Source organism: Pseudomonas sp. QS1027, assembly GCF_002814235.1.
GTDB lineage: Bacteria > Pseudomonadota > Gammaproteobacteria > Pseudomonadales > Pseudomonadaceae > Aquipseudomonas.
This window is the reverse complement of sequence record NZ_PHSU01000019.1, coordinates 1-23,084: the sequence shown is the minus strand read 5'-3', so window position 1 is coordinate 23,084 and position 23,084 is coordinate 1. Positions and strand designations below refer to the sequence as shown.

At 60.7% G+C, this 23,084-nt stretch carries 22 protein-coding genes; 5 read left to right on the top strand and 17 right to left on the bottom strand.

Annotated features, from left to right (window positions below; all coding sequences use genetic code 11):
* Window positions 1-7: 7 nt before the first annotated feature.
* From CWE01_RS17905 to CWE01_RS17860, 10 genes are all read right to left on the bottom strand, one after another.
* Complete coding sequence (locus tag CWE01_RS17905; protein ID WP_100941872.1) at window positions 8-1,039, bottom strand: ABC transporter ATP-binding protein; 1,032 nt, start codon at window positions 1,037-1,039, stop codon at window positions 8-10.
* Window positions 1,036-1,830 carry an ABC transporter permease gene (locus CWE01_RS17900; RefSeq protein WP_100941871.1) on the bottom strand — a complete coding sequence of 265 codons (795 nt, stop codon included), beginning with the start codon at window positions 1,828-1,830 and terminating at the stop codon, window positions 1,036-1,038. The genes CWE01_RS17905 and CWE01_RS17900 overlap by 4 nt, the downstream gene beginning before the upstream one ends.
* The gene (locus tag CWE01_RS17895; protein WP_100942003.1) at window positions 1,827-2,693 is read right to left on the bottom strand and encodes an iron ABC transporter permease; all 867 of its coding nucleotides are present in this window, start codon (window positions 2,691-2,693) and stop codon (window positions 1,827-1,829) included. The genes CWE01_RS17900 and CWE01_RS17895 overlap by 4 nt, the downstream gene beginning before the upstream one ends.
* A gap of 3 nt (window positions 2,694-2,696) precedes the next feature.
* The gene (locus tag CWE01_RS17890; RefSeq protein ID WP_100941870.1) at window positions 2,697-3,701 is read right to left on the bottom strand and encodes an ABC transporter substrate-binding protein; all 1,005 of its coding nucleotides are present in this window, start codon (window positions 3,699-3,701) and stop codon (window positions 2,697-2,699) included.
* On the bottom strand, window positions 3,685-4,704 hold the full coding sequence (locus tag CWE01_RS17885; protein ID WP_100941869.1) for a LacI family DNA-binding transcriptional regulator: 1,020 nt from the start codon (window positions 4,702-4,704) through the stop codon (window positions 3,685-3,687). Before CWE01_RS17885 ends, CWE01_RS17890 begins: the two co-directional genes overlap by 17 nt.
* Window positions 4,705-4,868: 164 nt before the next feature.
* The gene (locus tag CWE01_RS17880; protein ID WP_100941868.1) at window positions 4,869-5,579 is read right to left on the bottom strand and encodes a GntR family transcriptional regulator; all 711 of its coding nucleotides are present in this window, start codon (window positions 5,577-5,579) and stop codon (window positions 4,869-4,871) included.
* 111 nt (window positions 5,580-5,690) lie between these two features.
* Complete coding sequence (locus CWE01_RS17875; RefSeq protein ID WP_100941867.1) at window positions 5,691-6,932, bottom strand: thiolase family protein; 1,242 nt, start codon at window positions 6,930-6,932, stop codon at window positions 5,691-5,693.
* Window positions 6,929-8,812, bottom strand: a complete 1,884-nt coding sequence (locus CWE01_RS17870) for a feruloyl-CoA synthase (RefSeq protein WP_100941866.1) — start codon at window positions 8,810-8,812, stop codon at window positions 6,929-6,931. The genes CWE01_RS17875 and CWE01_RS17870 overlap by 4 nt, the downstream gene beginning before the upstream one ends.
* A 13-nt stretch (window positions 8,813-8,825) precedes the next feature.
* The gene (locus CWE01_RS17865; RefSeq protein WP_100941865.1) at window positions 8,826-10,274 is read right to left on the bottom strand and encodes an aldehyde dehydrogenase; all 1,449 of its coding nucleotides are present in this window, start codon (window positions 10,272-10,274) and stop codon (window positions 8,826-8,828) included.
* Window positions 10,275-10,365: 91 nt separating this feature from the next.
* Window positions 10,366-11,196: a p-hydroxycinnamoyl CoA hydratase/lyase gene (locus CWE01_RS17860; RefSeq protein WP_100941864.1), complete on the bottom strand. Its 831-nt coding sequence runs from the start codon at window positions 11,194-11,196 to the stop codon at window positions 10,366-10,368.
* 211 nt (window positions 11,197-11,407) lie between these two features.
* Between CWE01_RS17860 and CWE01_RS17855 the strand changes: the two genes are divergently transcribed.
* Window positions 11,408-11,896 (top strand): MarR family winged helix-turn-helix transcriptional regulator, encoded by a 489-nt coding sequence (locus CWE01_RS17855; protein WP_100941863.1) that lies wholly within the window; start codon window positions 11,408-11,410, stop codon window positions 11,894-11,896.
* Window positions 11,897-11,965: 69 nt separating this feature from the next.
* On the opposite strand, the gene pcaC is transcribed toward CWE01_RS17855, so the two are convergent.
* The 6 genes from pcaC to pcaQ form a co-directional block, all read right to left on the bottom strand.
* Complete coding sequence (gene pcaC / locus CWE01_RS17850; protein ID WP_100941862.1) at window positions 11,966-12,352, bottom strand: 4-carboxymuconolactone decarboxylase; 387 nt, start codon at window positions 12,350-12,352, stop codon at window positions 11,966-11,968.
* A 14-nt stretch (window positions 12,353-12,366) separates the two neighbouring features.
* A complete protein-coding gene (locus tag CWE01_RS17845) occupies window positions 12,367-13,728 on the bottom strand; it encodes a 3-carboxy-cis,cis-muconate cycloisomerase (protein WP_100941861.1) in 1,362 nt (453 codons plus the stop codon).
* Between the two features lie 39 nt (window positions 13,729-13,767).
* Window positions 13,768-15,117, bottom strand: a complete 1,350-nt coding sequence (locus CWE01_RS17840; RefSeq protein ID WP_100941860.1) for an MFS transporter — start codon at window positions 15,115-15,117, stop codon at window positions 13,768-13,770.
* A gap of 78 nt (window positions 15,118-15,195) precedes the next feature.
* Window positions 15,196-15,798 (bottom strand): protocatechuate 3,4-dioxygenase subunit alpha, encoded by a 603-nt coding sequence (pcaG, locus tag CWE01_RS17835; protein WP_100941859.1) that lies wholly within the window; start codon window positions 15,796-15,798, stop codon window positions 15,196-15,198.
* 12 nt (window positions 15,799-15,810) lie between these two features.
* The gene (pcaH, locus tag CWE01_RS17830) at window positions 15,811-16,530 is read right to left on the bottom strand and encodes a protocatechuate 3,4-dioxygenase subunit beta (RefSeq protein ID WP_100941858.1); all 720 of its coding nucleotides are present in this window, start codon (window positions 16,528-16,530) and stop codon (window positions 15,811-15,813) included.
* 115 nt (window positions 16,531-16,645) lie between these two features.
* Window positions 16,646-17,575, bottom strand: a complete 930-nt coding sequence (pcaQ, locus tag CWE01_RS17825; RefSeq protein ID WP_100941857.1) for a pca operon transcription factor PcaQ — start codon at window positions 17,573-17,575, stop codon at window positions 16,646-16,648.
* Window positions 17,576-17,733: 158 nt separating this feature from the next.
* Between pcaQ and CWE01_RS17820 the strand changes: the two genes are divergently transcribed.
* The 4 genes from CWE01_RS17820 (at window position 17,734) to radC (ending at window position 21,415) form a co-directional block, all read left to right on the top strand.
* Window positions 17,734-19,035 carry an NRAMP family divalent metal transporter gene (locus CWE01_RS17820; protein WP_100941856.1) on the top strand — a complete coding sequence of 434 codons (1,302 nt, stop codon included), beginning with the start codon at window positions 17,734-17,736 and terminating at the stop codon, window positions 19,033-19,035.
* Window positions 19,036-19,114: 79 nt separating this feature from the next.
* Entirely contained in the window at window positions 19,115-19,702 is a 588-nt protein-coding gene (locus CWE01_RS17815; RefSeq protein WP_218274288.1) for a LysR family transcriptional regulator, read from the top strand.
* 551 nt (window positions 19,703-20,253) lie between these two features.
* On the top strand, window positions 20,254-20,817 hold the full coding sequence (locus CWE01_RS17810) for a DUF3577 domain-containing protein (protein WP_157815243.1): 564 nt from the start codon (window positions 20,254-20,256) through the stop codon (window positions 20,815-20,817).
* A gap of 103 nt (window positions 20,818-20,920) precedes the next feature.
* Window positions 20,921-21,415, top strand: a complete 495-nt coding sequence (gene radC / locus CWE01_RS17805) for a DNA repair protein RadC (protein ID WP_100941854.1) — start codon at window positions 20,921-20,923, stop codon at window positions 21,413-21,415.
* 647 nt (window positions 21,416-22,062) lie between these two features.
* On the opposite strand, the gene CWE01_RS17795 is transcribed toward radC, so the two are convergent.
* Window positions 22,063-22,257 carry a hypothetical protein gene (locus CWE01_RS17795; protein ID WP_100942002.1) on the bottom strand — a complete coding sequence of 65 codons (195 nt, stop codon included), beginning with the start codon at window positions 22,255-22,257 and terminating at the stop codon, window positions 22,063-22,065.
* Window positions 22,258-23,084: the final 827 nt, after the last annotated feature.

Below are 23,084 nucleotides of genomic sequence, written 5' to 3'. Positions count from 1 at the left end.
TCTCTGATCACTGATGCAGGGTGAACAACACTTGTGGTTCGATGGCCAAGGCAAGCATGGCGCCGACCCCGTAAATCACGCCATCGGTGCTGTCCACCAACAACGGCTGGGGGGCGCCGACATCCACCAGCAGACGGCTTTGCGCCCCCTGGAAAAACTGGCCGACAAGACGTCCACGTAAATGCCCCCGGCAATCCATCACCCGCAGATGTTCGGGGCGGCAATACACGGTGGCGGGCAGATGGGTGTCGCTCCATGGCAATTCACCGCCACTGACTCTCAAGCCATCAGTCGTGCGCTCGATCACTGAAAAAGCATTGAGATTGCCCACGAAGCTGGCGACGAAAGCATTGGCTGGCCGCTGGTAGATTTCCCGCGGACTGGCCAATTGTGCGATGCGGCCCTGCTCCATCACCAAAATGCGATTCCCCAACGCCATGGCTTCGCCCTGGTCGTGGGTGACGAACACGGCGGTGATTCCCAGGCTGCGCAACAACTGATCCAACTCGCTGCGCAAGCGCTCACGCAACTGCGCATCCAGCGCCGCCAAGGGTTCGTCGAGCAGCAATACCCGAGGCCTCGGTGCCAGGGCACGGGCCAGTGCGACCCGCTGGCGCTGACCGCCGGACAACTCGTGAATACTGCGTTTGCCATGCTCATCCAGGCCGACCAGTTCCAGCAGTTCCGCACAACGCTTGTTGCGTTCGGCAGGCGACATGCCGCGAATTTTCAGGCCGTAGCTGATGTTGCCGGCCACATCCAAATTCGGAAACAAGGCGTAGTTCTGGAACACCATGCCCACGTTACGGCGCTCGATGGGCAGGTGCGTGACATCGTTGTCGCCAAAAAATATCTGCCCCACATCCGGACGCTCCAGACCGGCGATCAGCCGCAGGGTGGTAGTTTTACCGCAGCCGGACGGGCCGAGAACCGCCAGGGTTTCCCCCGCCTCGATGCTCAGGTCCAGGTCATGCACGGCGACTGTGCCGTCAGCGAACGCCTTGCGGCACCCCTGCAGGCGAATGGTGGTTCCACTCATCGATTTTCTCCACGGGAAAGGCGCGCGCTGATGGCCTGCAACGCAATAAGCAGCGGTACGATCATCAGTAGGAATATGAGGGTGTAGGCGCTGGCGACTTCCAGCCTGGCCGAGGCATAACTGTCGGCCAGCCCCACCGGCAATGTCTTGGTCATCGGCGTGTGGAGCATCCAGGTCAGGTTGAACTCACCCAACGACAGGGTGACCACCATCAACACCCCGGCGAGAATCCCCGCCCGGCAGTTGGGTAACACCACATTGAAGAAACGCCGGATCGGCCCGGCGCCCAGGCTCGCCGCCGCCTCTTCCAGGACCGGCAGATGCTGGCGTTGCATCACCGCCATCACCGGGCGCACCAGAAATGGCAGGGTGAACAGTACATGGCCGACCAGAATGAACAGCCAACTGCTGCGAAACTCGCCAAACTGGCCATAAGTCAGCAACAACGCCAGCGCGCTGGCCAGGCCGGGCATGGCGACCGGCAGCACCATCAGTTCCTCGAACGCGCGGCTGAAGCGATTGTTCATCCGTACCAACCCATAGGCCGCCGGCACGCCAACCACACAGACACATAGCGCACAGGCTGCGGCCAGTTGCAGGGAGAGCCAGACCGTCGGAGCGTAGGCCTGCCAGACTTGCACCAGCCATTCGAACGTCAGACCGCTGGATATCCCCTGGAAATAATTACGCGTCAATCCGGCCAGCAGCGACATCAACACGGGGACCAACATGAACGCGCAAACCAGCAGGGTAAACACCAGTTGCCCGACAAACAGTGTTGAACGCTTCACAAGACCGTCCTCGATGGTTTGACCAACGTGCGGGCCAGCAACAGCACCAGCCAGGTCAGCCCGCCCAAGACCACCGACAGCGCGGCGGCCAGCGCAAAATTGGCGTAGTTGGTGAACACGTTATAAATCGCTACCGGGGTTACGTTCAGCCGCGTACCCAGGGTGAAGGCGGTACCAAAGGCCCCCATGGACGTGGCAAAGCAGATCGCTCCGCATGACACCAACGCCGGCGCCAAGCCAGGCACGATGACATCGCAGACCACTCGCCAGTGGCCCGCGCCCAGTGAATGGGCGGCTTCTTCCAGGCTGCGATCCAGGCTTTCACACGCCGCCATCACGGTGAGAATCACCCGCGGAATCGAGAAGTACAGGTAGCCGACAAACAGCCCTGTCAGCGAGTAGGCAAAAATCCAGCGCTCACCCGCCAGCTCAAGACCAAGGCTGGCGAACAGCCCTTGGCGGCCGGCCAGCAGGATGACCAGAAAGCCGACCACCACGCCGGGAAACGCCAGTGGGAAGGTCAACAAGGCGACCAGCGCCGAACGGCCGAAGAAGCGCTGGCGCGAGAGAAACACCCCGCTGACGCCGCCCACCAGCAGCGCCGCGAGGGTCACCACCAGGGCCAACATGCAGGTCTGCGCCAGACTGCCCAGGTATTGCGCGCTGCTCAGCACCTGCCAATAGCCACTGTCACTGCCCTCGCGACTTTGCCCACCCAACACAATCAGGTGCGCCAGTGGCAGTAACCAGAACGCGAACAGCACGGCGGCCGCCGGCGCCAGCGCCCAGGCCGCGGTCGGCCGCAAGCGTGGCACTAAGGTCCAGGCCGAGCGGCCTTCCCGGGCTTTGACTTGCGAAGCCATCACTTACTTGACCTCACTCAGATAACGTGCGGAAAAGACTTCCTGCACCGCCGCCATATGTTCGTAATCGACCACGCCAGCCCGGGCATAATCGCTGTCCGGCAGGAACTGCGCGGCGACGTCCGCAGGCATCTTTATCGCTCGCACGGGCCGCAGGTAGGCCTTGGCCCACAACGCCTGGCCTTGATCAGACAGGACGAAATCCAAGACCTTCTCGGCATTGGCCCGATGCGGGGCATTGCCGACCATGCTCATGACGTAAGGCACGCTGATGCTGCCTTCCTTGGGAATCACAAACGCCACGTTGGCATTGTCCTTGTAACGCGCCCGATAAGCGTTGAAGTCGTAATCGACCAGAATCGGCAACTCACCGGACAACACCCGGGCGTAGGCCGTCTGCTTGGGCACGATGGGTGCGTTTTTCGCCAGTTTCTGGAAGTAATCGATGGCTGGAGCGAAGTTGTCCAGGCTGCCACCCATGGCTTGGTTGATCGCCACCGCCGTCACGTAACCGACGAACGCACTGGATGGATCGAGGTAGCCCACCATGCCTTTGTATTCCGGTTTGAGCAGGTCGTTCCAGCTTTGTGGCACGGGCAAGCCACCCAGTGCATCGACGTTGACCATAATGCCCAACGTGCCGGAATGAATCGCAAACCAGTGGCCCTCAGGGTCTTTCAGTCCGGTGGGAATCTGCTCCCACCCCTCGGGTTTATAGGTACCAACCACGCCGGCCTTTTGCGCCTGCAAGCCGAAGGTGACGCCGTAATACACGACGTCAGCCACCGGCGCGGCTTGTTCAGCGACCAACTGCGCCAATGACTGACCGGAGTTTTTGTTGTCTTGCGGAACCTGCACGCCAGTCGTATCGGCAATCGCCTTCAGCTGGGTGCCCCAGTCCGCCCACTCCGGCGGGCAGTTGTAGCAGATAGCCGTTTGCGCGGCTTGCGCCAGGTTGACCACGCCGCACAGCAGTAAAGCGGCCAGGGTTTTACTGATGCGGATCATCAAATGTCTCCTCGTAGGGCTGAGTACTTTCGCCTGGCCGGATATGACAAGGCAGGCAATGGGACGCCGGTGCGGCGCCGGCGATCTGCGCCAGCAACTGATCGATCACGGTATAAGCCAGCGTCGCGATGGGTTGAACGACGCTGCACAGTGTCGGGTGTATCTGGGTGCCCAGGGCGATGCCGTCAAAGCCGATGACCGAGAGCTGCCGAGGTACGTTCCAGCCGTTACGTCGCAGTTGCGCAATCAGGCTGATTGCCAGCAAATCGTTGGAACAGACCAGTGCACTGAGCGCTTGCGGGCCGTGTAGAAACGGCTCGATAGCGGCAAAGTCAGCCTGGGTGTGGGCGGGCATTTCGATCACTGGCAAGCGGTCGAGACCGGCCTCACGCATCGCATCGCAATAACCGGCGTAACGCAGGCGAGCGCGGTCGGACTGCAAGGCGGGCCCCGCGACCATGCCGATCCGCCAATGCCCCGCTTCCAGCAGATAACGGGTGGCCAGCGCCATGCCCGCGCGGTTATCCACGAACACGCTGCTGTAGTCAGGATGGCCGGGTTGGTGGTAGGCCAGTACAAAGGGGGTGTCTTCCCTGGCAAGGCTTTGCAGTACCCGACTCCGATCGGCATCCGTGACCGTCAGGACCAGACCATCGACGCGCTGACGCAACAATTCCTCGACCACCGCGCTTTCACGTTCGCTGCTGTAGTCGGTCGTTGCCAGCAACAGGTTGTAACCGCGTAAGCGCGCAGCGCGCTCCATCGCCTGGAATTGCTCGGCGAACACCGGGTTGAGCAGATTAGGAACCACAACGCCAATCAGCTTGGTGGTTTGCAGACGGAGTTGGCGACCGAGACGATTGGGCCGAAAACCCAGTTCACGCGCTGCGGCGAATACTTGTTCTCGAGTCGCTGGACGCACCACTTCAGGAGAGGCAAAGGCTCGCGCCGCGGTCGCCCGCGAAACACCGGCCAGTTGTGCAACCTCTTTCAAATCAGTCATTTTTGCTCGCTTGAGATCGATCTCATTGAGAGCGACATTACTCAAGGGACATGGCGTTTTCGCGATCAAAAAATGACAATTGGATGTCAGGCTCCCCTCGCCCACCTCGACTCCGTCCGAGGTCAGTGCTCAGGTGTCCATCAGTGCAGCCGGCAAGGCTGGAATTACGAGCGGAGAATAACCTTCATCCGCTCTTCGGCCGCCGCCGAGCCGAAGATCTCCGCATAGCGCAACGTGGCGTTGGCGTGCTCGCGCATGATGGCTTCGGCACGCGCGCCCTGGCGGTTGACCAGCGCATCGAACACCGAATGATGCTGCATGTGCGCATAGTTGAAACGCCGGTACTCGCGAACCATGTCGTCACGGTCCACCGCCAGGGCGGTCACCGAAGCGAAAGGCAAATGGTCGTTGCGCGCCAGGGCGTCGGCGATGGCCGGGTTATGGCTGCCTTCGACGATCACCTGGTGAAAACGCATGTTGAGATCGTGATAGACCTCAAGGTCCTCGATGGTCACATAACCCTTGTCGAACAGTTGATCACCTTGCGACAGGCACTGTTCAAGGCTCGCCCGTGCTTCGTCCGAAAGCCCCCGCTCGGCAGTCTGGCGCGCCGCCAGGCCTTCGAGCACGCCCCGCACTTCGACCGCACCGGCAATATCATCGGGGTTGACGGAGCGCACCTGAAACCCGCGCCCGCCAAAACGCACCAACAGGCCTTCCTGCTCCAGCGTGCGGAACGCCATGCGCACCGGCATCCGCGAAACACCGAAAAGCTCCGCCGTGGGGTTTTCCATCAGCCGTTCGCCAGCCGCCAATTCGCCGGAGGCGATCATCTTGCGCAGCGCGACCAGCACCGTTTGACCGGGCTTACTCATCCAGGCAACTTCCAGAAAGGTGGGTTGCCATAGTAACGCAAGCTCTGGGCTGACTGCAGGACGCTGTTTACGGATCGGGCAGCGTACCGGCAAAGGCAGCGATGCCTTGCTTCAGCCTGGATACTCGGGATTTTCGATCAGCAAAGCCATGCCCTGCCCGCCGCCGACACACGCCGCCGCGATGCCATAACGCAGATTACCCTCGCGCAACTGCCTGGCCAGGCTCAGCACCAGACGCAAACCACTGGCGGCCAAGGGGTGGCCCAAGGCGATCGAACCACCCCGTCGGTTGAGTCGGTCGCCATCCAGCCCCAGCGCCTGGGCCACGGCCAGCACCTGGGCCGCCTGCGCCTCGTTGATTTCCAGCAAGTCGATATCGGCCAGGGCCAGCCCGCTGCGCTGCAGCAGCAACTGGATCGCCGGCGCGGGTCCTATGCCCATGAATTCCGGCGCCACGCCCACCACGGTACTGGCCAGCAAATGGGCCAGCACCGGACGACAAGCCGAAGACGCTCGCCCCACCAGTGCCGCCGCCGCGCCATCGACCAGCGCGCAACTGTTGCCGGCCGTTTGCACACCGCCATCATGCACCGAGCGCAACCGGCTCAAGTCCGTCAGATCGGTAGGCCGCGGATGACTATCCCGAGTCACCCGGTCCACGCCTCGTGGCAACTGGATACTCCGAGCCTGATAGCCGGCCAGCTCAAAGCGTTCATTGCCCAGCGCCACCAGCTCCGGTGTAAACCAGCCGTCCGCCTGAGCCTGTAGCGCCAGTTGATGACTATCCAGCGCATAACGATCCACCACCTCACGACTCAGTCCATAACGCTGGGCCAGGTTGTCGGCAGTGGAAATCATGTCCAGACCTGGCGCCGGGTCGTAGAGCGCTTCCCAGAGAAAGTCCTTGAACTCCACGGCGGCACCGGGCCGGAAGCCGTTGCGGTGGGCATAGGCGGCAATCGGATTGCGCGACATGGATTCAGCCGCCACGCACAGGGCCAACTGCACACCATCGTCCAACTGCCTGGCGGCCTGCCGCAAGAGCTCGAAGCCGGTGGCGCAGATGCGCTGCACCGCCAGCGCCGGGATCCCTTGCGGCACGCCACTGTAAAGGCCGATATGGCGGGGCAGCAGGTAGGCATCGAAACTGGCCTGGGCCATGGAACCGGCAAGCACGCTGTCCACCGCTGTCGGATCGATAGCGGCGCGGGCCAGCACCTCGCGCCCGACCTTGATCCCCAGGTCGATCGGCGAGACCTGGGCCAAGTCCCCGCCGAGATCGACCCAGGGCGTGCGCAGGGCTTCGAAAATCGCCACATCGCGAAAGCTCGAATACTGCCCCACGCTGTTCACGGTTGAGACCCGGCACGCAGGATGGAAGGCTCTTCGCCGCGATACAGCGCTTCGACCTTGTCGGCGCGCCACTGCAACACCGCACGCTGATTGATCGAGCCCTTGTCGGTGATTTCACCGCGGTCGATGGAAGCGGGCTCTTCGAGCAACGCGATCCATTCCAGGCGGCTGGCATTACCGGTGGCATCGCGGTTGAGCCGTTGCAGCCAGTCGCTGAACCACAGGCGCACAGGCACGCTGGCCAGGACCTCGACATCGCTGGCCTGCGGACTCAAAGCGGCCAGACGTCGACACTCATACAAGCGGGGAAAGACCAGCGCCCCCAGGCACTCGCGATCCGGCGCGGCCACCACCAGGTCCTGTACATAGGGCGAACCTTCGAGCACCGCGCGATTGCGCAAGGGGCCGACACTGACAAAGACCCCGGAGGACAACTTGAAATCCTCGGCAATCCGCCCGTCGAACATCAGGCCCAGTTGTGGGTCTCGCGGATCCGCGAGCTTGAGGGCATCGCCGGAACAGTAGAAGCCCTGCTCATCGAAGACTTCGGCGGTCTGCTGCGGCGCGCGCCAGTAACCCGGCATGATGTGCGGCCCGCGAAAACGCCCCTCCAGCTTGCCATCCACCGGCACCAGGCGCACCTCACAACCAGGCGCCGGCAAGCCGATGTACCCGGCCATGGACAACGGCCCGGTGGTGAAGGTGCAGGACGGCGCCGCCTCGGTCATGCCAAGCCCGGCCATCATGCGAATACGTTCACCACAATGCGCTTCGGCAACCCGGTCCAGGCGGTCCCAGATCCGCTGGGACAATCCGGCGGCGGCGAAAAAGAACAGCTTCATGCGCGAGAAGAAACATTCGCGCAACTCAGCGTCCTGCTCTAGGGCGCTGACCAGTTCCTCCCAGCCCTTGGGCACGGTCAGGTAAGCGGTGGGCGACACGTCCTTGAGGTTGCGCAGTGTTTCGGCAATCCCCTGGACGGTGGGCTTGCCGTCGTCCAGGTAAAAGGTCCCGCCGTTGTACAGCACGATACCGACATTGTGGCTACCGCCAAAGGTGTGATTCCACGGCAGCCAGTCCACCAGCACCGGCGGTTCTTCGCCGAACACCGGAAAAGTCTGCAACAGCATCTGCTGGTTGGCGCAGAGCATGCGCTGGGTGGTAACCACCGCCTTGGGCAGCTTGGTGGAACCCGAGGTAAACAGAAACTTGGCGATGCTGTCGGGCCCGGTGGCGGCAAACGCCGCTTCGGCCTCGGCCCCGCCGGGTTGTTGCAGCAAGCTGGCAAACCAGCTCTGCCGGCGCCCCGGCATCTCGCCACGAACACTGATCAGTGGCGTCTCGACCGGTAACACGGCGTCGATCGCGCGCTGGAAGGCGGCGACATCACTGACGAACACCAACCCCGGCTGCAACAGATCGCAGACATGCCGCAGCTTGGCGAAATCCTGCGACAACAACGAATAGGCTGGAGAGATCGGGCAATAGGGAATACCGGCGTACATGGCCCCCAGCGCAAGCTGCAGATGCTCGATATCGTTGCCCGAGAGGATCGCCAGCGGTCGCTCGGCCGAAAGACCATAAGGCAACAAACCCTGGGCGATGGCACGGACACTGGCCAGCATCTCGGCGTAACTCACCCGCCGCCAGCCACCGCCATCCTGACGCGCCGCGATAAAGGTCTGTTGCGGACGTACCTCGGCCCAATGCACCAGGCGATCGAGCAAACGCCTGGGCAACTCGGCCAGGGGCTCAAGGGAGCGCATGGACAGGATGCCCTGCTCTTCGCTGACCTCGATCGCTGGATGGCCGATGGACACTTGGCGATAACGCGGCGTACTGGCCTCGGTCCGGGGCGCTGATCTGAATTCTGAACTCATGTGTTTGTCCTCCTCAGATCGGGTAGTGCCGAGGTCCGTTCTGCAACGTCACCCAGCGCAATTGGGTGAAATGCTCGATCGCCGCCCTGCCGCCAAAACTGCCGTAGCCGCTGGACTTGACCCCGCCGAAGGGCATCTGCGCCTCATCGTGAACGGTCGGACCGTTGATATGACAGATGCCCGATTCGACCCGCTGGGCCAAAGCCAGGGCGCGACCGGTATCACGGCTGAAGATCGCCGCCGACAGGCCGAACTCGGAATCGTTGGCCAGGCGCAGCAGTTCTTCATCGCCATCACCCCGCAGCACCACGGCCACCGGACCAAAGGACTCTTCGCGGTACAGGCGCATGGCATCGGTGACACCGTCAAGCAAGGTCGGCTGCAAGATGCTGCCCTCCAATTGACCGCCAGCGAGCAGAGTGGCGCCCTTGTCGAGGGCATCGTCGATCAACAACTTGATGCGCTCGCCAGCACTGGCGTCCACCAGGGAGCCGAGTACGCAATCCCCGGCGTCGGGGTTGCCCGCCGGCAAGGTGGCGATCTTCGCCACCAACCGGGCGACAAAGGCATCGGCGACTTTGACATCGACGACCAGACGCTCGGTGGACATGCAGATCTGCCCCTGGTTGAAGAAGGCGCCGAAGGCCGCGGCCTCCACCGCCGCGTCCAGGTCGGCATCCGCCAGCACCAGAAATGGAGCCTTGCCACCCAGCTCCAGCAACGCCGGCTTGAGATGACGCGCCGACAGTTCGCCGACGATGCGCCCGACATGGGTCGATCCGGTGAAATTGACTCGCCGTACCGCCGGGTTGGCGATCAGCCGCTCGACAATCGCGGCAGCATCCCGCGGCGCGTTGCTGATGACGTTGACCACCCCATCACCGAGGCCGGCGTCCTGTAACACCTGGCCAATCAACCGATGCACCGCCGGGCTCAGTTCCGACGCCTTGAGCACCACCGTATTGCCACAGGCCAACGGCATGGCAATGGCCCGGGTGGCGAGGATCACCGGGGCATTCCAGGGGGCGATGCCCAATACCACGCCGCACGGTTGGCGCAGGGCCATGGCGAAGCTGCCGGGGACATCGGAGGGAATGACTTCGCCATTGATCTGGGTGGTCATGGACGCGGCTTCACGCAGCATATTGGCCGCCAGATGCACATTGAAGCCATACCAGTTGGCCATGGCGCCGGTCTCGCCGGCCGCCGCGATGAATTCCGCGCTGCGGGCCTGCAACTGCTCCGCCGCACGCAACAGGCGGGTGCGTCGTTCATTGGGAGCCAGGGCCGCCCAGGTCGGGAAGGCCTCCTTGGCCGCAGCCACGGCAGCGTCGGCATCTTCCAGGGCGGCGGCGGCAACCCGCGACACCACCTCACCGGTCACCGGATGACGCCGTTCGAAGGTTCGACCGTCTCGGGCGGGGCACGACTGGCCGCCGATCAGCAGGGGCACGTCCAGCATGGTGATTCCTCTTTATTGTCATTATCGGGAATACGTTCAAGCGGTATGAGCGCGGCGCACAACCGGATGCGCCGGCTGTGCGTCACGTGTTTCAGCGCTTATACGCCTGCAAGCCGGGCTTGATGCTCTTGTCGTCGAGAAACTGCTTCATGCCCTGCTCGCGGCCGCCCTCGGTATCCAGCAGGCGCGACTGATCGAGCTTGGCGTACAGGTAATCCTCGTTCTGCTCCCAGGTCAGTTCGCGGCAGCGCTTGAATCCGTGCTTGGCGGCTCTCAGGACCACCGGGTTTTTCTCCAGCAGGTTGCGCGCCAGTGCCACGGTGACTTCACGCAGCTGCGCCAGCGGCACACTTTCGTTGACCAGGCCCATCTCGGCGGCTTTCTGCCCGCCAAAGGTCTTGCCGGTCATGATGTAGTACAGCGACTGGCGATGCCCCACCGTATCAGCCATGGCTTTACTCACCAGGTTGCCCGGCGGGATGCCCCAGTTGATTTCCGAGAGACCGAAGGTCGCCTCGTCGGCGCAGATCGCCAGGTCGCAGGCCACCAACGGGCTGAAGCCGCCACCGAAGCACCAGCCATTGACCATTGCGATGGTCGGCTTGGTGTACATGCGCAGCAGCTTCCATTGCCATTGCGAGGCTTCGCGACGGATTTTTTCCTGAAGGATCTCCGGGCCGGCGTCCACTTCGCGAAAGTATTCCTTGAGATCCATACCCGCGGTCCAGGCTTCACCGGCACCGGTCAGCACCAGCACCCCGGCAGTAGGATCCTGCTCCAGGGTCTCCAGCACATCGACCATTTCCCGGTTCAGGGTCGGGCTCATGGCATTGCGTTTTTCCGGACGATTGAGAATCACCCAGGCAATGCCTTCCTCGATTTCGACCTTGACGGTTGTCCAGCGACCTTCGTAATTACTCATGGCGGGCTCTCTTGTTCTGGGCTTGAAGATGAGTAAAAACTAAACCTGAAAATTAGTTATGTCAATTAACCATTAATAAAATTAACTTGATTCGTTTTAACCCTGAACTGGTTGTGGCGCCTGGACATCCGCAAGAGATCATGGCTATCCCCGAGCAACCACGGCAAACTAGATAGTCTTCTTAACCGCCAGCCTGAGGATCCATCCCGCAATGGCCAAGTCTTCCAAGATTGCCGCCGCCCCCGAGCCCCTTGCCGAGAACGCCGAAACCCAAACGCCACTGGACTCCGCCCTGGACGACCTGATCGGTTATGCCATGCGTCGGGCGCAGTTGAAGCTGTTCCAGAACCTGATCGAGCGACTCTCAACCCACGATTTGCGGCCGGCGCAGTTCTCGGCCCTGGCGATCATCGACCAGACGCCCGGGCTGATGCAGGCCGACCTGGCCAAGGCACTGGCCATCGAACCGCCCCAGGTGGTGCCGCTGCTGAACAAACTGGAAAGCCGGGCGCTGGCAGTGCGGGTGCGCTGCAAGCCGGACAAGCGTTCCTACGGGATTTTTCTCAGCAAGGCCGGCGAGACCCTGCTCAAAGAGCTGAAACAGATCGCCGCCGAGAGCGACCTGGACTCCACCTCCGCACTCGACAGCCAGGAACGAGCAGAGCTGCTCAGGCTGCTGAAGAAGGTCTATCAGGCATAAACACCGGCGCCGCGGCTGGCGCCGGGACTGGGCCGGCTCCAGTCGCGCCGGAGATACACGACCACGAGCTTACGCCTGGGTATCCATCTCCGCCCAAACCGCCTCAGCCAGATGGAAGGTAGCGTTGGCAGCGGGAATGCCGCAATAGATCGCGCTCTGCATCAACACCTCCTTGATCTCGTCGCGGCTCACACCGTTGTTTTTCGCAGCGCGCAAGTGCAGGCACAGCTCCCCTTCGCGGTTCATGCCGATCAGCATGGCGATGGTGATCAGGCTGCGGGTGTGCCGTGGCAAACCGGGGCGGGTCCAGATATCGCCCCAGGCATGCCGGGTAATCATCTCCTGGAACTCGCCATTGAACGGCGTCAGATGTTCCAGACTACGATCCACGTGGGCATCGCCGAGTACTTCGCGGCGTACTTTCATACCGACTTCATAACGTTGTTGTTCGTCCATTGCAGGATCCTTTTCTAAGGTTTGAAGGCATGATGCTCGGCCAGCGCGCGCTGGACCCAGCGCTGTGACTGCCCCAGGTAATGGGCCGGGTCCAGCAGGCGATCCAGTGTCTCGGCAGACAATTGCACGGCCACTTGCGGTTCGGCAGCGAGCACCTGGCGCAGGTGTTCGCCCTGCTCCACCGCACGGCGGCAGCATTGTTCGATCAGATGATGCGCCGCATCGCGGCCGATACGCTGGGACAAGGCAATGCTCACGGCTTCCGCCAACACCAGGCCTTTGGTCAGTTCCAGATTTTGCAACATGCGCCCAGCGTCGACTTCCAGTCCTGGTACCACCTGCAAGGCCTGTTGCAGCGAGCCGGACACCAGGCAACAAAGCTCCGGCAAGGTTTCCCATTCGGCGTGCCACAGGCCAAGGCTGCGCTCATGCTCCTGCGGCATTGCGGCGAACATCGTCGCCACCAGCCCGGGCGCCCGGGTTGCCGCGCCGATCATGACCGCCGCGCCGACCGGATTGCGCTTGTGCGGCATGGTCGAAGAGCCGCCCTTGCCCGGCGCGGCCGGCTCGAAGACCTCGCCCGCCTCAGTCTGCATCAGCAAACTGAGATCGCGTCCGACTTTGCCCAGGCTGCCGGCGATCAGCCCCAGCAGGCTGGCGAACTCCACCAGGCGATCACGCTGGGTGTGCCAAGGCTGGTCAGGCAGGTGCAGCTTCAACTCATCGGCCAGGGCTTCGGCCACCGCAAAAGCCTGATCGCCCAAGGCCGCCAGGCTGCCGGAAGCCCCGCCGAATTGCAGGCACAGCAAACGCGGTTTGATTTCAGCGAGACGCTGGCGATGGCGAGTGATAGCGTCCAGCCAACCAGCGATCTTCATGCCCAGCGTCACGGGTGTCGCCTGTTGCAGCCAGGTACGTCCGGCCAGGGGCGTGTTCGCGTAGCACGTGGCCTGCTCGGCGAGCGCATCGGCCAAACGTGCCAGATCACGTTCCAACAGCTCTATAGCTGAACGCAGCTGCAGCACCAGGCCGCTGTCCATCACATCTTGACTGGTGGCCCCCAAATGCACATAGCGCTCAGCGGTTGGGTTACTCGCGGAAATCTTCTTGCCCAGCGCCTTGACCAGCGGGATCGCCGAATTACCGGCATTGCCGATGGCGATGGCCAATTCGTCGACATCAAACAGCTGTGCGCGACAGGCCGCTTCGATATCGGCAACCACTTCTTGGGGAATCAGCCCGGCGCTGGCTTCGGCGCGCGCGAGGGCCGCTTCGAAATCCAGCATGCCCTGCAACCGGCCCTGGTCGGAAAAAATCGCCCGCATCGCCGGCTGGGTGAAATAGGCATCGAAAAGTTGATTTGTCGATCTGTTCAAACCACGGCTCCAGGATTCATGAAAATCAATGAGGTACTCTCAGGTCGCGTCCGCATGGCTGACCAGTCCCTTGATCACGACCGCGAGGGTCGCCAATGCCGCCGGAACCACCAGGGCCGTCAGCACCTGCTCGAAGTTCCAGCCCAGACCCAATAACGTCGCCCCGGCCCAGGCTCCAAGGATCGCGCCGAAACGACCGATGCCGAGCATCCACGACACGCCAGTGGCGCGGCCCTGGGTGGGATAGAAGCGCGCGGCCAGCGATGGCATCGCCGATTGCGCACCGTTGATGCACATGCCGGCCAACAGCACCAAGACGGCCAATACGCTGACATGGCCCAGGCTCTGCCCCACCAGCCAGGCGAAGACGCCGGCCAACAAGTAAGCAATGCCAATGACCTTGTGTGGATTGAATTTATCCATCGCCCAGCCCACACCCACCGCACTGAGCACACCGCCGAACTGGAACAGCGCGCCGATAAAGGCCGATTGCTCCATGCTCGCGCCGCTGTCACGCATCAGGGTCGGCAACCAACTGGTCAACAGGTAGACGATCACCAAGCCCATGAAATAGGTCAGCCACAGCAGCAAGGTACCGGTGCTATAAGCTCCGGAGAAAATCACCTTCAGCACGTTGCGGCTCTGCACCACCCTCTGTTCCGGCACGCTGAAGCCGGTGGCCGCCGCGACGTCCAGCGGCGCAATCGGTGCCAGCACCTGGCGAATCCGCTCCACGCCGCGATTGCGCACCACCAGGAAGCGTGCCGACTCCGGCAACCGGAACAACAGCACCACGGCCAGCACCAGGGGTAGGATCCCGCCGAGCATCAGCAGGCTGTGCCAACCCAGTAGCGGAATCAGCTTCGCCGAGACGACCCCACCGCAGGCCATGCCCAGATTGAAACCGCAGAACATGCTGGTCACCAGCAACGACTTGAGCCGCTCCGGGGTGTATTCGGAGAGCAGCGTGGTGGCATTGGGCATCGCCGCCCCCAGGCCCAGGCCGGTCAACAGACGCAGGGCCAGGAGTTGGTCGATATTGCTGCTGTAGGCCGACATCAGACTGAACACGCCAAACAGAAACACCGCCACCACCAGCACCACCTTGCGCCCGAAACGGTCGGCCAAGGGGCCAGAGCCCAGGGCACCGAAGACCATGCCGATCAGCGCGGCACTCATCACCGGTCCCAGGCTGGCGCGATCGATGCCCCAGTCCTGGCTCAAGGCCGGGGCGATAAAACCCATGGCCGCGGTGTCCAGGCCGTCGAGAAAGACGATCAGGAAACACAGGAGCACCACCCGCCATTGATAGCTGGACAGTGGCTTGGTGTTGATCAACAACTGAACATCAAGCGTGCCCATCACAGGCACAGGGGCTAATAACGACATACAGACATTTCCTTCTTCTTATTATTATCGGGTCGCCTGCATCGACAAGCGCCCTGCAACCGCACACAAGCCACAACCTTAGAAGTCGAAGAACACCGTTTCCGCTTCGCCTTGGACATGAATGTCGAAACGATAGGCCAGCTTGCCGTCGACCGTGCAGCGCCTGGCAACCAGGGTTTCACGGCGTTGCGGTTGTTCGATCAGATTCAATACCGGATCGAGTGCATTGGCTTGGGCCTCGTCGTCGAAGTACAGGCGAGTCTGCAAGTGAATGTTGATCCCACGGGCAAACAGAGAAACATTGATGTGCGCCGCCATGGGCACACCCGCGGCATTGTTCAATATGCCGGGCTTGATGGTTTTCAGCGTCCACTCGCCGACATCCGTGGTCGCGGTGCGGCCAAAGCTGTTGAAGGGCTTTTCCAGGTTGTAATCGCTGTCATAGATGCCTTCGTGGTTGGCCTGCCAGAACTCCAGGAACGAATCACGAATCAGATGGCCATTACCGTCGTAAACATGGCCCATCAACAGGATATGCTCGCCCGGCGCACCGGGTTTGGCCATCTCGTTCCAGATTTCCTGCTCGCGGGGCGGGTTGCCGGCAGCCTCCAGCGCCAGGCCGATATGCACATAAGGACCGGCGGTTTGCGAAGGGGTTTCAGGCAGAAGTTGAACGGGCATGTGCGTGCCTCCTCAGCGGTTTTCGAAGTGGGTCTTGCGCTGGCCGCGCAGAACGATATCAAAGCGATAAGCCAGGCAATCCATGGGATTGGCCAGGCTCATATCGAGCCTGGCAATCAGGCTCTGCACCGCTTCCGGATTGGCGATCGACTTGACGATCGGGCACATGGGGATAAGCGGATCGCCTTCGAAATACAGCTGGGTGATCAAGCGCGTGGCAATCGACGGGCCGCTGATGGAGAAGTGGATATGCGCCGGACGCCAGTCGTTGGGACCGTTGCGCCACGGGTACGGGCCGGGTTTGACCGTACGGAAACTGTAATGACCGTCACGGTCGGTCAGGGCCCGGCCAACGCCACCGAAATTCGGATCGATGGGCGCCAGGTAGCTGTCTTTCTTGTGCCGGTAGCGACCACCGGCATTGGCTTGCCACATCTCCACCAGGGTATGCGGGACCGGCTTGCCGTACTGGTCACAGACGCGACCGGCGACGATGATGCGTTCGCCGATCGGTAAGCCGCCATTGTTGAAATTCAGCAGCAGATCATTGTCGTGCTGTCCCATCTTCAGGTGGGAAAAGTCTGGGCCGCTGGTTTCCGACAGGGACTGGGGAATGCTCACCAGGGCCTGGCGCGGGGAACGAAGAATAGAGGTTTTGTAATCAGGCGTCAGGGCTTTGGGGTGCCAATTGCGGTCACGAATGACGAAGCGGGAGCTGTCCACATCAGACATATCTGTCTCCTTGTTTTTATGGGTAAAGGCTGCCGAGTCGCAGTCTATGGCCCAGTTTCCCCCGATATCACCTCACGCAACATTGAAAACAAACATCCCATCCATATCCAATTGGTTATGGATAACGTCCATCTCGATACTCCTGCCCAACCTCACGCAGCACATCCACACACCACTGGGCCGCCAATGGCATCGGCAGCGCCGGATTGCTGCATAGCCCCACCGAACCGCCGGGCTCGCGAATCCCCAGCTCAAGCTCCACCAACTCACCTCGACTCAGGTCTTGCCGTACAGCGTCGAATGGCGCCACCCAGATCGCCTGGCTGCACTGCACGTAACGTCGGCTCAAGGTTAATGACAGGGTTTCCAGTCTCTGGCTTGGCGGGCTGATGCCGTGCTGCACAAACAGACTGTCGGCGAACTTGCGAATCGTCGTCCCCGCCAACGGCAACACCAATGGGTAGTCTTCAAGATTTTTAGGCGCCCGCGAATCGGCCAGCAGCGGATGGCCATTACGCACCACCAGGGTCATGGACTCGCTGTACAGATGTTCGAATGCCAACCCAAGAATCTGCGGACTCTCGGTCATGCGGCCGACCACCAGGTCCAACTCACCGACCCGCAGTTGGGACAGCAGGTATGCGCTCGGCCCAGTGACCACACTGACGACCAGCGCAGGATGTCGAGCATGCAAACGGCAGACGACTTCCGGTACCAGCAGGCTTTCCACGGTGGAGAGTACGCCGAGCCTCGCGGTGACAGGTTCATGCTCGCCGGAACGCAGGCTGTTCACCCCCTCGCGTAGCGCTTGTACGCTCGGCCCCGCATAACGCAGAAAAGCCACCCCGGCTTCAGTCAACACCGCGCCGCTTTTACTGCGCAAGAACAGGGTTGTGGCCAGCAGGGTTTCCAGCTCTTTGAGGGTTTTGGAAAGCGCCGGCTGGCTGATCGCAAGTTTGTCCGAGGCACGTGTCAGACTGCCTTGGCGTGCCACTTCGAGAAAACACAGCAGATGGCGGAATTTGATGCGGGTATCGATGTTCACTGTAGTCCTCGCCTTCGGATGAGAGTCTCCTTATGCCAGATTGTTTCATAGTGGCAAGCAACCATGACGCCCAAGCTTGTCATAGTTGAATGGCATCCTCCTTCAACGGCATCACTCAATCCGCCCTCCGCCCGTCGCAACCCTATCGAGGTGTATGAATGGACGTCGAAAGCGCTCCCCGTGGCCATGGCTTTCGGGCGCTGTGGGGACGCCTGAAAGAGCATCCCCTGGCGAAACTGGGGCCAGGACTCATCACTGGCGCAGCCGACGATGACCCCAGCGGCATCGCCACCTATTCACAGGCGGGTGCTCAGTTCGGCCTGAACATGCTGTGGACGATGCCCCTGACCTTCCCGCTGATGGTCGCCGTTCAATCGATGTGCGCCAACCTCGGCAGGGTCACCGGCAAAGGGCTCGCCGCCAACATCAAAATGGCCTTTTCGCCGATTGTGCTGCAGAGCGTCGTCCTGCTACTGCTCATCGCCAATACCCTGAACATTGCCGCCGACGTGGCCGTCATGGGGGAAGTGGCGGAACTGGTCAGCGGCGCCAACCGACACTTCATGACCGCGGTCTTCGTGTTCGGGACGCTGGCACTGCAGCTGTTCGTGCCTTATCACCGTTACGTGTTTTTCCTGAAGTGGCTGACGCTTTCGCTGCTGGCTTACGCCGCCGTGCTGTTTACCGTGCATATCCCGTGGAAGCAGGTCGTCCTGCACACGGTCTGGCCCCGCTTCACCCCGGACGCCAGCGCCGCCGCGGTGGTGGTGGCGCTTTTCGGCACGACCATCAGCCCCTATCTGTTTTTCTGGCAGACCGCTGAAGAGGTCGAGGACATGCAAACCCTGCCCCTCAGTGCACCGCTCAATCAAGACCCGAGCAGCGCACGCAAGGAGCTGCGGCGCATCCGTTGGGACACCTGGAGCGGCATGTTCTATTCCAACATCACCGCCTACTTCATCATTCTCGCCACGGCCGTGACCCTGAATGTGGCCGGCGTGACCGACATCAACACCGCGGCGCAAGCCGCCAGCGCCCTGCGCCCCCTGGCGGGTGACTTCGCCTACCTGATCTTCGCCCTCGGCATACTCGGCGTCGGCATGATCGGCGTGCCGGTGCTGGCGGGATCTGGCGCCTATGCCCTTTCCGAGGCACTGGGCTGGAACGAAGGCCTCGAACGCAAAGTGCGCGACGCCCGGGGGTTCTACAGCATCATCACCATCAGCGTGCTCCTCGCCCTGGCCATCCAGTACTCGCCCATCAGCCCCATGAAGGCGCTGTTCTGGAGTGCCGTGATCAACGGGGTCGTAGCGGTGCCGCTGATGGTGGTCATCATCATGCTGGTGTCGAAGAAATCGGTGATGGGCGACTTCACCGCGAGTCGGCCGTTGATTGTCCTGGGCTGGGTGGCGACAGCCGTCATGGGGGCGGCAGCCGTGTCGATGTTTATTCCGGGGTAGGACTCGAGGGAGCAGTCCATTGACAGAATGCCTGCTCTACCACATGTTCAGTGACCTTTAAGCATGAGTCGACAATCAGATGAGTTTCGATGGCCGCCTGCTTTCCAACATCAGCGTCCTTGCCGCGATCGTTCACAGCGGCAGCTTTGCGCGGGCGGCGGAAGCGCTGGGCATGTCCCCTTCGGGTATCAGCCGCGCCGTCGGGCGGCTGGAATCAAGCATCGGCGTGCGCTTGTTTGACCGAACCACCCGATCCGTCACGCTGACGGACGAAGGACGGCGACTGTACGGAGAAATCAGCCCCTTGTTGTCCGGGATCGGTGATGCGGTCAACCTGGCCTCTGGAGCCTCCACCGCCGTCCGCGGTCGATTGCGCGTCAACGTCGACGCTTATTTTTCCCGACGAATGCTGGCGCCTCAACTGGCCACTTTTCTGGACCTTTATCCGGAGCTGTCGCTTGAACTCATCGTTCGCGATCAACTGGGTGACCTGGTTGCCGAGGGCTTCGATATTGCCGTGCGCTTCGGGCAGGTAATGGAGTTGTCTCGACGGTGGAAGGGGCACTGGCCTCGGGGCGACTCATGTCCATTGGGCTGTTCTCATCCAACAATCGAAACCATTCGGGAGGCTCGCCAGAACATTCAGCCTGCCATCCGTGTGGTTTGAGGGAGCCTTTTGGCTGTTCAGTGCACGGATGACCTTTTTCGGGTAAGCCCTTTGCCCTTCTGTTCTGCTTCCCTTAGTCCCTTCCGTTTCGCCTCTCCTTTTTATGCCCTTTTTGGTACGCAGGGTTCCAGAGGAAAACAGGATTACGTCCCACTGCATTTATTTCTCGAAGGTAGAGCTGAGGTGTATCAACCAGAGGAAGCATGGGAAGTGGCACGACACGGGATGCTTCGCCAAGCTGACGGCGCTCAAGTTGAAATATCCGACATACCCCGTCTGAAAGGGAGGACTAGACCAACTAGGGTTCTTTTTCTCATGCTGAAGGGGTGTCCTGCTGACGTTGTCGGCAACATGCCCAGGTAGCCCGGATCTAAAAGGCTACGACGCGATGATCGCGTTGATCACCACCGGACCGCTCTCGCATTCATCATCGCGGTCAGTCGTCAGTGCCTTTGACGGCCGAATGCCTACTGCACCACCACCCAATGGGGAATCACTTTCCCCCTGGGGATGAGTGTTTCCCCATTTTCCTATTGAAATTGGAGACACTCATGACGACTCAAACTCAACCCGTTGCTGAAGAAAAAAAGCATTTCAACATGTACCTTGACTGCATCGGCTATCTCAACAATGTCAGCACGATCACATATCATAAACAATCGTACCTGAAGGTTTCCGTTACCGTGCTCATGGGCCCTGCCGACAAAGTCGAATACAGGTACTTTAGTTGCACCGTGGTCGGTACCGAGGCCAAACAGCTCATCAGCCACTGCGCACAAGAGATCAACTCAGGTCAGACCGTCGTGGCATGCTTCAAACTCAGCGGCCTTTGGACCAGGTCTTTCACCCATCAGACAGGTGAGTTCAGAGGTCAGCCGGATACCAGACTGATAAGCAATTTACTTTCTCTGTCCTTGATCAAAATCGATGGTGAAGTGGTGTACCACGCGCCCAAGGAAGAGGAATCAGACGTCGATTCGGCGAATGCAGCGCAGACATCCAATCCGCTAGATACAACAAATGCACCAGAGACTGCCTATGGCTCTGCCTCCAGCGATATCGGTGATCTAACCGACATCACGGAAGCTGCAACGGTCGCGCACCACGCGGTCTGATCCATCACCCAGGCGCCCTGACCGGCGCCTTCTTTCACCTTCGGGGGCATACGCGTCCCTCGGGGATGGCGTGCCTCCATGATTGGAAACAGAGGTCGACGTCATGAGTTCTACCCACACCCCAAGCGACATGCAGGCTCTAGCTGCACTAAGCCCAGCCCAGGAAGATGTGTTGATCGAAAAGGCCATGCGGATTCTGGATCGGCGGCTATTTACTCGGGGCCCTAAGCTCGAGAACCCACCAGAGGTCGGCCGCTTCCTCAAGCTGAAACTGGCCGGGATGGACCGCGAGGTCTTTTCCATCCTTTTCCTGGACACCAAACACCAAGTCCTCGCGTTTGAAATACTGTTTCAAGGAGACATTGATCAAACCAGTGTTCATCCCAGGCAGGTGGTCAAGCGTGCAATTGCCCACAATGCCTCAGCGGTCATCGCAGCTCACAATCATCCTTCGGGGTGCACCACACCCAGTCAGGCTGATCGCATACTGACCCAACGACTACGTAAGGCCCTGGCGCTAATTGATGTGGTGTTGCTGGACCACATCATTGTTGGTGCCGGTGATCCATTGTCCATGACCCAACAGGGGCTGATGTAACCCTTATCAAGGCGCCCTCCCCGGGCGCCTTTCGGCCCCGTGGCTGGAGGCTGCCTGCGACCAGATGGACTCTTGCCCACGTCTTCATCTAAACGACAACCGTCGATAGAAACCTGATGCAACTCACCTAACGGGGAATCACCTCCCCTAGGGGACAGTGTTTTCTCCGCACCCTGTTCTGCGGGAGGAACACCATGTCCACACTCAGCTACAACATTGGCTTCACACTCGGCACTGTCACACGGGAATTCCTGAGTGCAGTGAAATCAACGAGTGTATTGCCTGTCACCCAACCCAAGGCTAGCCTTCCAATTCAGCTACCACCTCCCTGCGTCCCAGATTGTCTGGTTCGTCAAATGGATCGCCTGCCAGCAATGGTTCGCATCAAAGGCATCGACCTGAATCACTGGTATGCGGCAAACACTCGACTGGTCCAAAAGGCGCCTCCTGAGCGCCGTACCAGGCCCAAGAGTGTTGACCCTGCAAGACCAGATTTCGTCGGTCCGCTGATGCCTTCTGCTTGTTGAGTGGGTTCCACCTGCCCCTGCTGGGAATCCTCCCGCAGGGGGGCTTTGCTGAATTTCAGCCAATTAGGTCACGGTGATGTCATCTACTGAATCAGGAAAACGAATCAAGCGTTTCGCTGTTCAATCGTCGAGGTTTTCAGCTAGAAGGGCGATCAGTTCCATGGGGCTGCGGCTGTTGATCACGTTGTAGATCAGGTCGCGCTTAGACCGTGGCAACTTCTTCACGCAGCTCTTGGCTGATGCCCTCACCGCTTCATCCGTACCATGAATACGTGCGGCCAAGAGCAGCACTAGAACGACGTCAGAGAGATTCATAGCGGGGTCCAAAACAGAGAGCGGGAAGTGTAGCGACTCTTGGACGATCGTAAATCCCATACACCGCGTCCTACCAGTCTCAACATGCTGTTCGGGCATATTGGGGAATGAAGACTTCAGTATACTGATAGCCCCCATTCCGGTCCGTGGATTGCAATGCAGAGCTGCAAAGGTGGATACCTTGAGCAAAAACCTGACGATACGTCTCTTGTTGATCATAGGCGCCGCAGCCGGTGTATCTTCCGGCTTGGTCACTTCTGGACTCAAGTACCTGGCGTAACACCATCCGTTGTACCCACCCACGCGGGGAATCCTTCCCCGCCGGGCGAAGTGCTCTCCGCGTTCCCCTTCATGGACCAGGAGAATCACCATGCCCAATAGCTACTGCAAAGAGCCTCAACGGCTCGGTCTTTACTCCGTCAGCGCAGAAACTGACACGCTGATCGAACACCGGCTCGCTGCGATGCCCGCTGCTAATCGGCCTTCACTTCATGGGCGTGGTGCTTGTCGACCATGCCCACCCAACACCTTCTGTCAGGCCACTGATCTGTCGTCAGGTCGGCAAGACAGATACCTCACTCTGCGGCTCCGGCTACGAACAGGCCACATGCGTTCGTGCGGCTGATCGTCGTCACGCGGCTCCATTGATGTTGGGTGCCCTCCGCGGCTCCTGACCACGGTTTCAACCCCACATCCATCCATAGGGATTCTCGCCCTATGGGGCGAGCGTTGTCCCGCCCCAGGAGAGCATTATGGGAAAGCTACTGAATGTGCTGTGCCTACCGTTTCCGTTCATTCGGAACCCTTACGTCCCCGATTCGTTTCTG

Bases quoted from the DNA above. Each gene is read 5' to 3' on its own strand.
- CWE01_RS17905 (WP_100941872.1), bottom strand. From the start codon at position 1,039: ATGAGTGGAACCACCATTCGCCTGCAGGGGTGCCGCAAGGCGTTCGCT.
- CWE01_RS17895 (WP_100942003.1), bottom strand. From the start codon at position 2,693: ATGGCTTCGCAAGTCAAAGCCCGGGAAGGCCGCTCGGCCTGGACCTTA.
- CWE01_RS17890 (WP_100941870.1), bottom strand. From the start codon at position 3,701: ATGATCCGCATCAGTAAAACCCTGGCCGCTTTACTGCTGTGCGGCGTG.
- CWE01_RS17885 (WP_100941869.1), bottom strand. From the start codon at position 4,704: ATGACTGATTTGAAAGAGGTTGCACAACTGGCCGGTGTTTCGCGGGCG.
- CWE01_RS17880 (WP_100941868.1), bottom strand. From the start codon at position 5,579: ATGAGTAAGCCCGGTCAAACGGTGCTGGTCGCGCTGCGCAAGATGATC.
- CWE01_RS17870 (WP_100941866.1), bottom strand. From the start codon at position 8,812: ATGAGTTCAGAATTCAGATCAGCGCCCCGGACCGAGGCCAGTACGCCG.
- CWE01_RS17865 (WP_100941865.1), bottom strand. From the start codon at position 10,274: ATGCTGGACGTGCCCCTGCTGATCGGCGGCCAGTCGTGCCCCGCCCGA.
- CWE01_RS17860 (WP_100941864.1), bottom strand. From the start codon at position 11,196: ATGAGTAATTACGAAGGTCGCTGGACAACCGTCAAGGTCGAAATCGAG.
- CWE01_RS17855 (WP_100941863.1), top strand. From the start codon at position 11,408: ATGGCCAAGTCTTCCAAGATTGCCGCCGCCCCCGAGCCCCTTGCCGAG.
- pcaC (WP_100941862.1), bottom strand. From the start codon at position 12,352: ATGGACGAACAACAACGTTATGAAGTCGGTATGAAAGTACGCCGCGAA.
- CWE01_RS17840 (WP_100941860.1), bottom strand. From the start codon at position 15,117: ATGTCGTTATTAGCCCCTGTGCCTGTGATGGGCACGCTTGATGTTCAG.
- pcaG (WP_100941859.1), bottom strand. From the start codon at position 15,798: ATGCCCGTTCAACTTCTGCCTGAAACCCCTTCGCAAACCGCCGGTCCT.
- pcaH (WP_100941858.1), bottom strand. From the start codon at position 16,530: ATGTCTGATGTGGACAGCTCCCGCTTCGTCATTCGTGACCGCAATTGG.
- CWE01_RS17820 (WP_100941856.1), top strand. From the start codon at position 17,734: ATGGACGTCGAAAGCGCTCCCCGTGGCCATGGCTTTCGGGCGCTGTGG.
- CWE01_RS17815 (WP_218274288.1), top strand. From the start codon at position 19,115: ATGAGTTTCGATGGCCGCCTGCTTTCCAACATCAGCGTCCTTGCCGCG.
- CWE01_RS17810 (WP_157815243.1), top strand. From the start codon at position 20,254: ATGACGACTCAAACTCAACCCGTTGCTGAAGAAAAAAAGCATTTCAAC.
- radC (WP_100941854.1), top strand. From the start codon at position 20,921: ATGAGTTCTACCCACACCCCAAGCGACATGCAGGCTCTAGCTGCACTA.
- CWE01_RS17795 (WP_100942002.1), bottom strand. From the start codon at position 22,257: ATGAATCTCTCTGACGTCGTTCTAGTGCTGCTCTTGGCCGCACGTATT.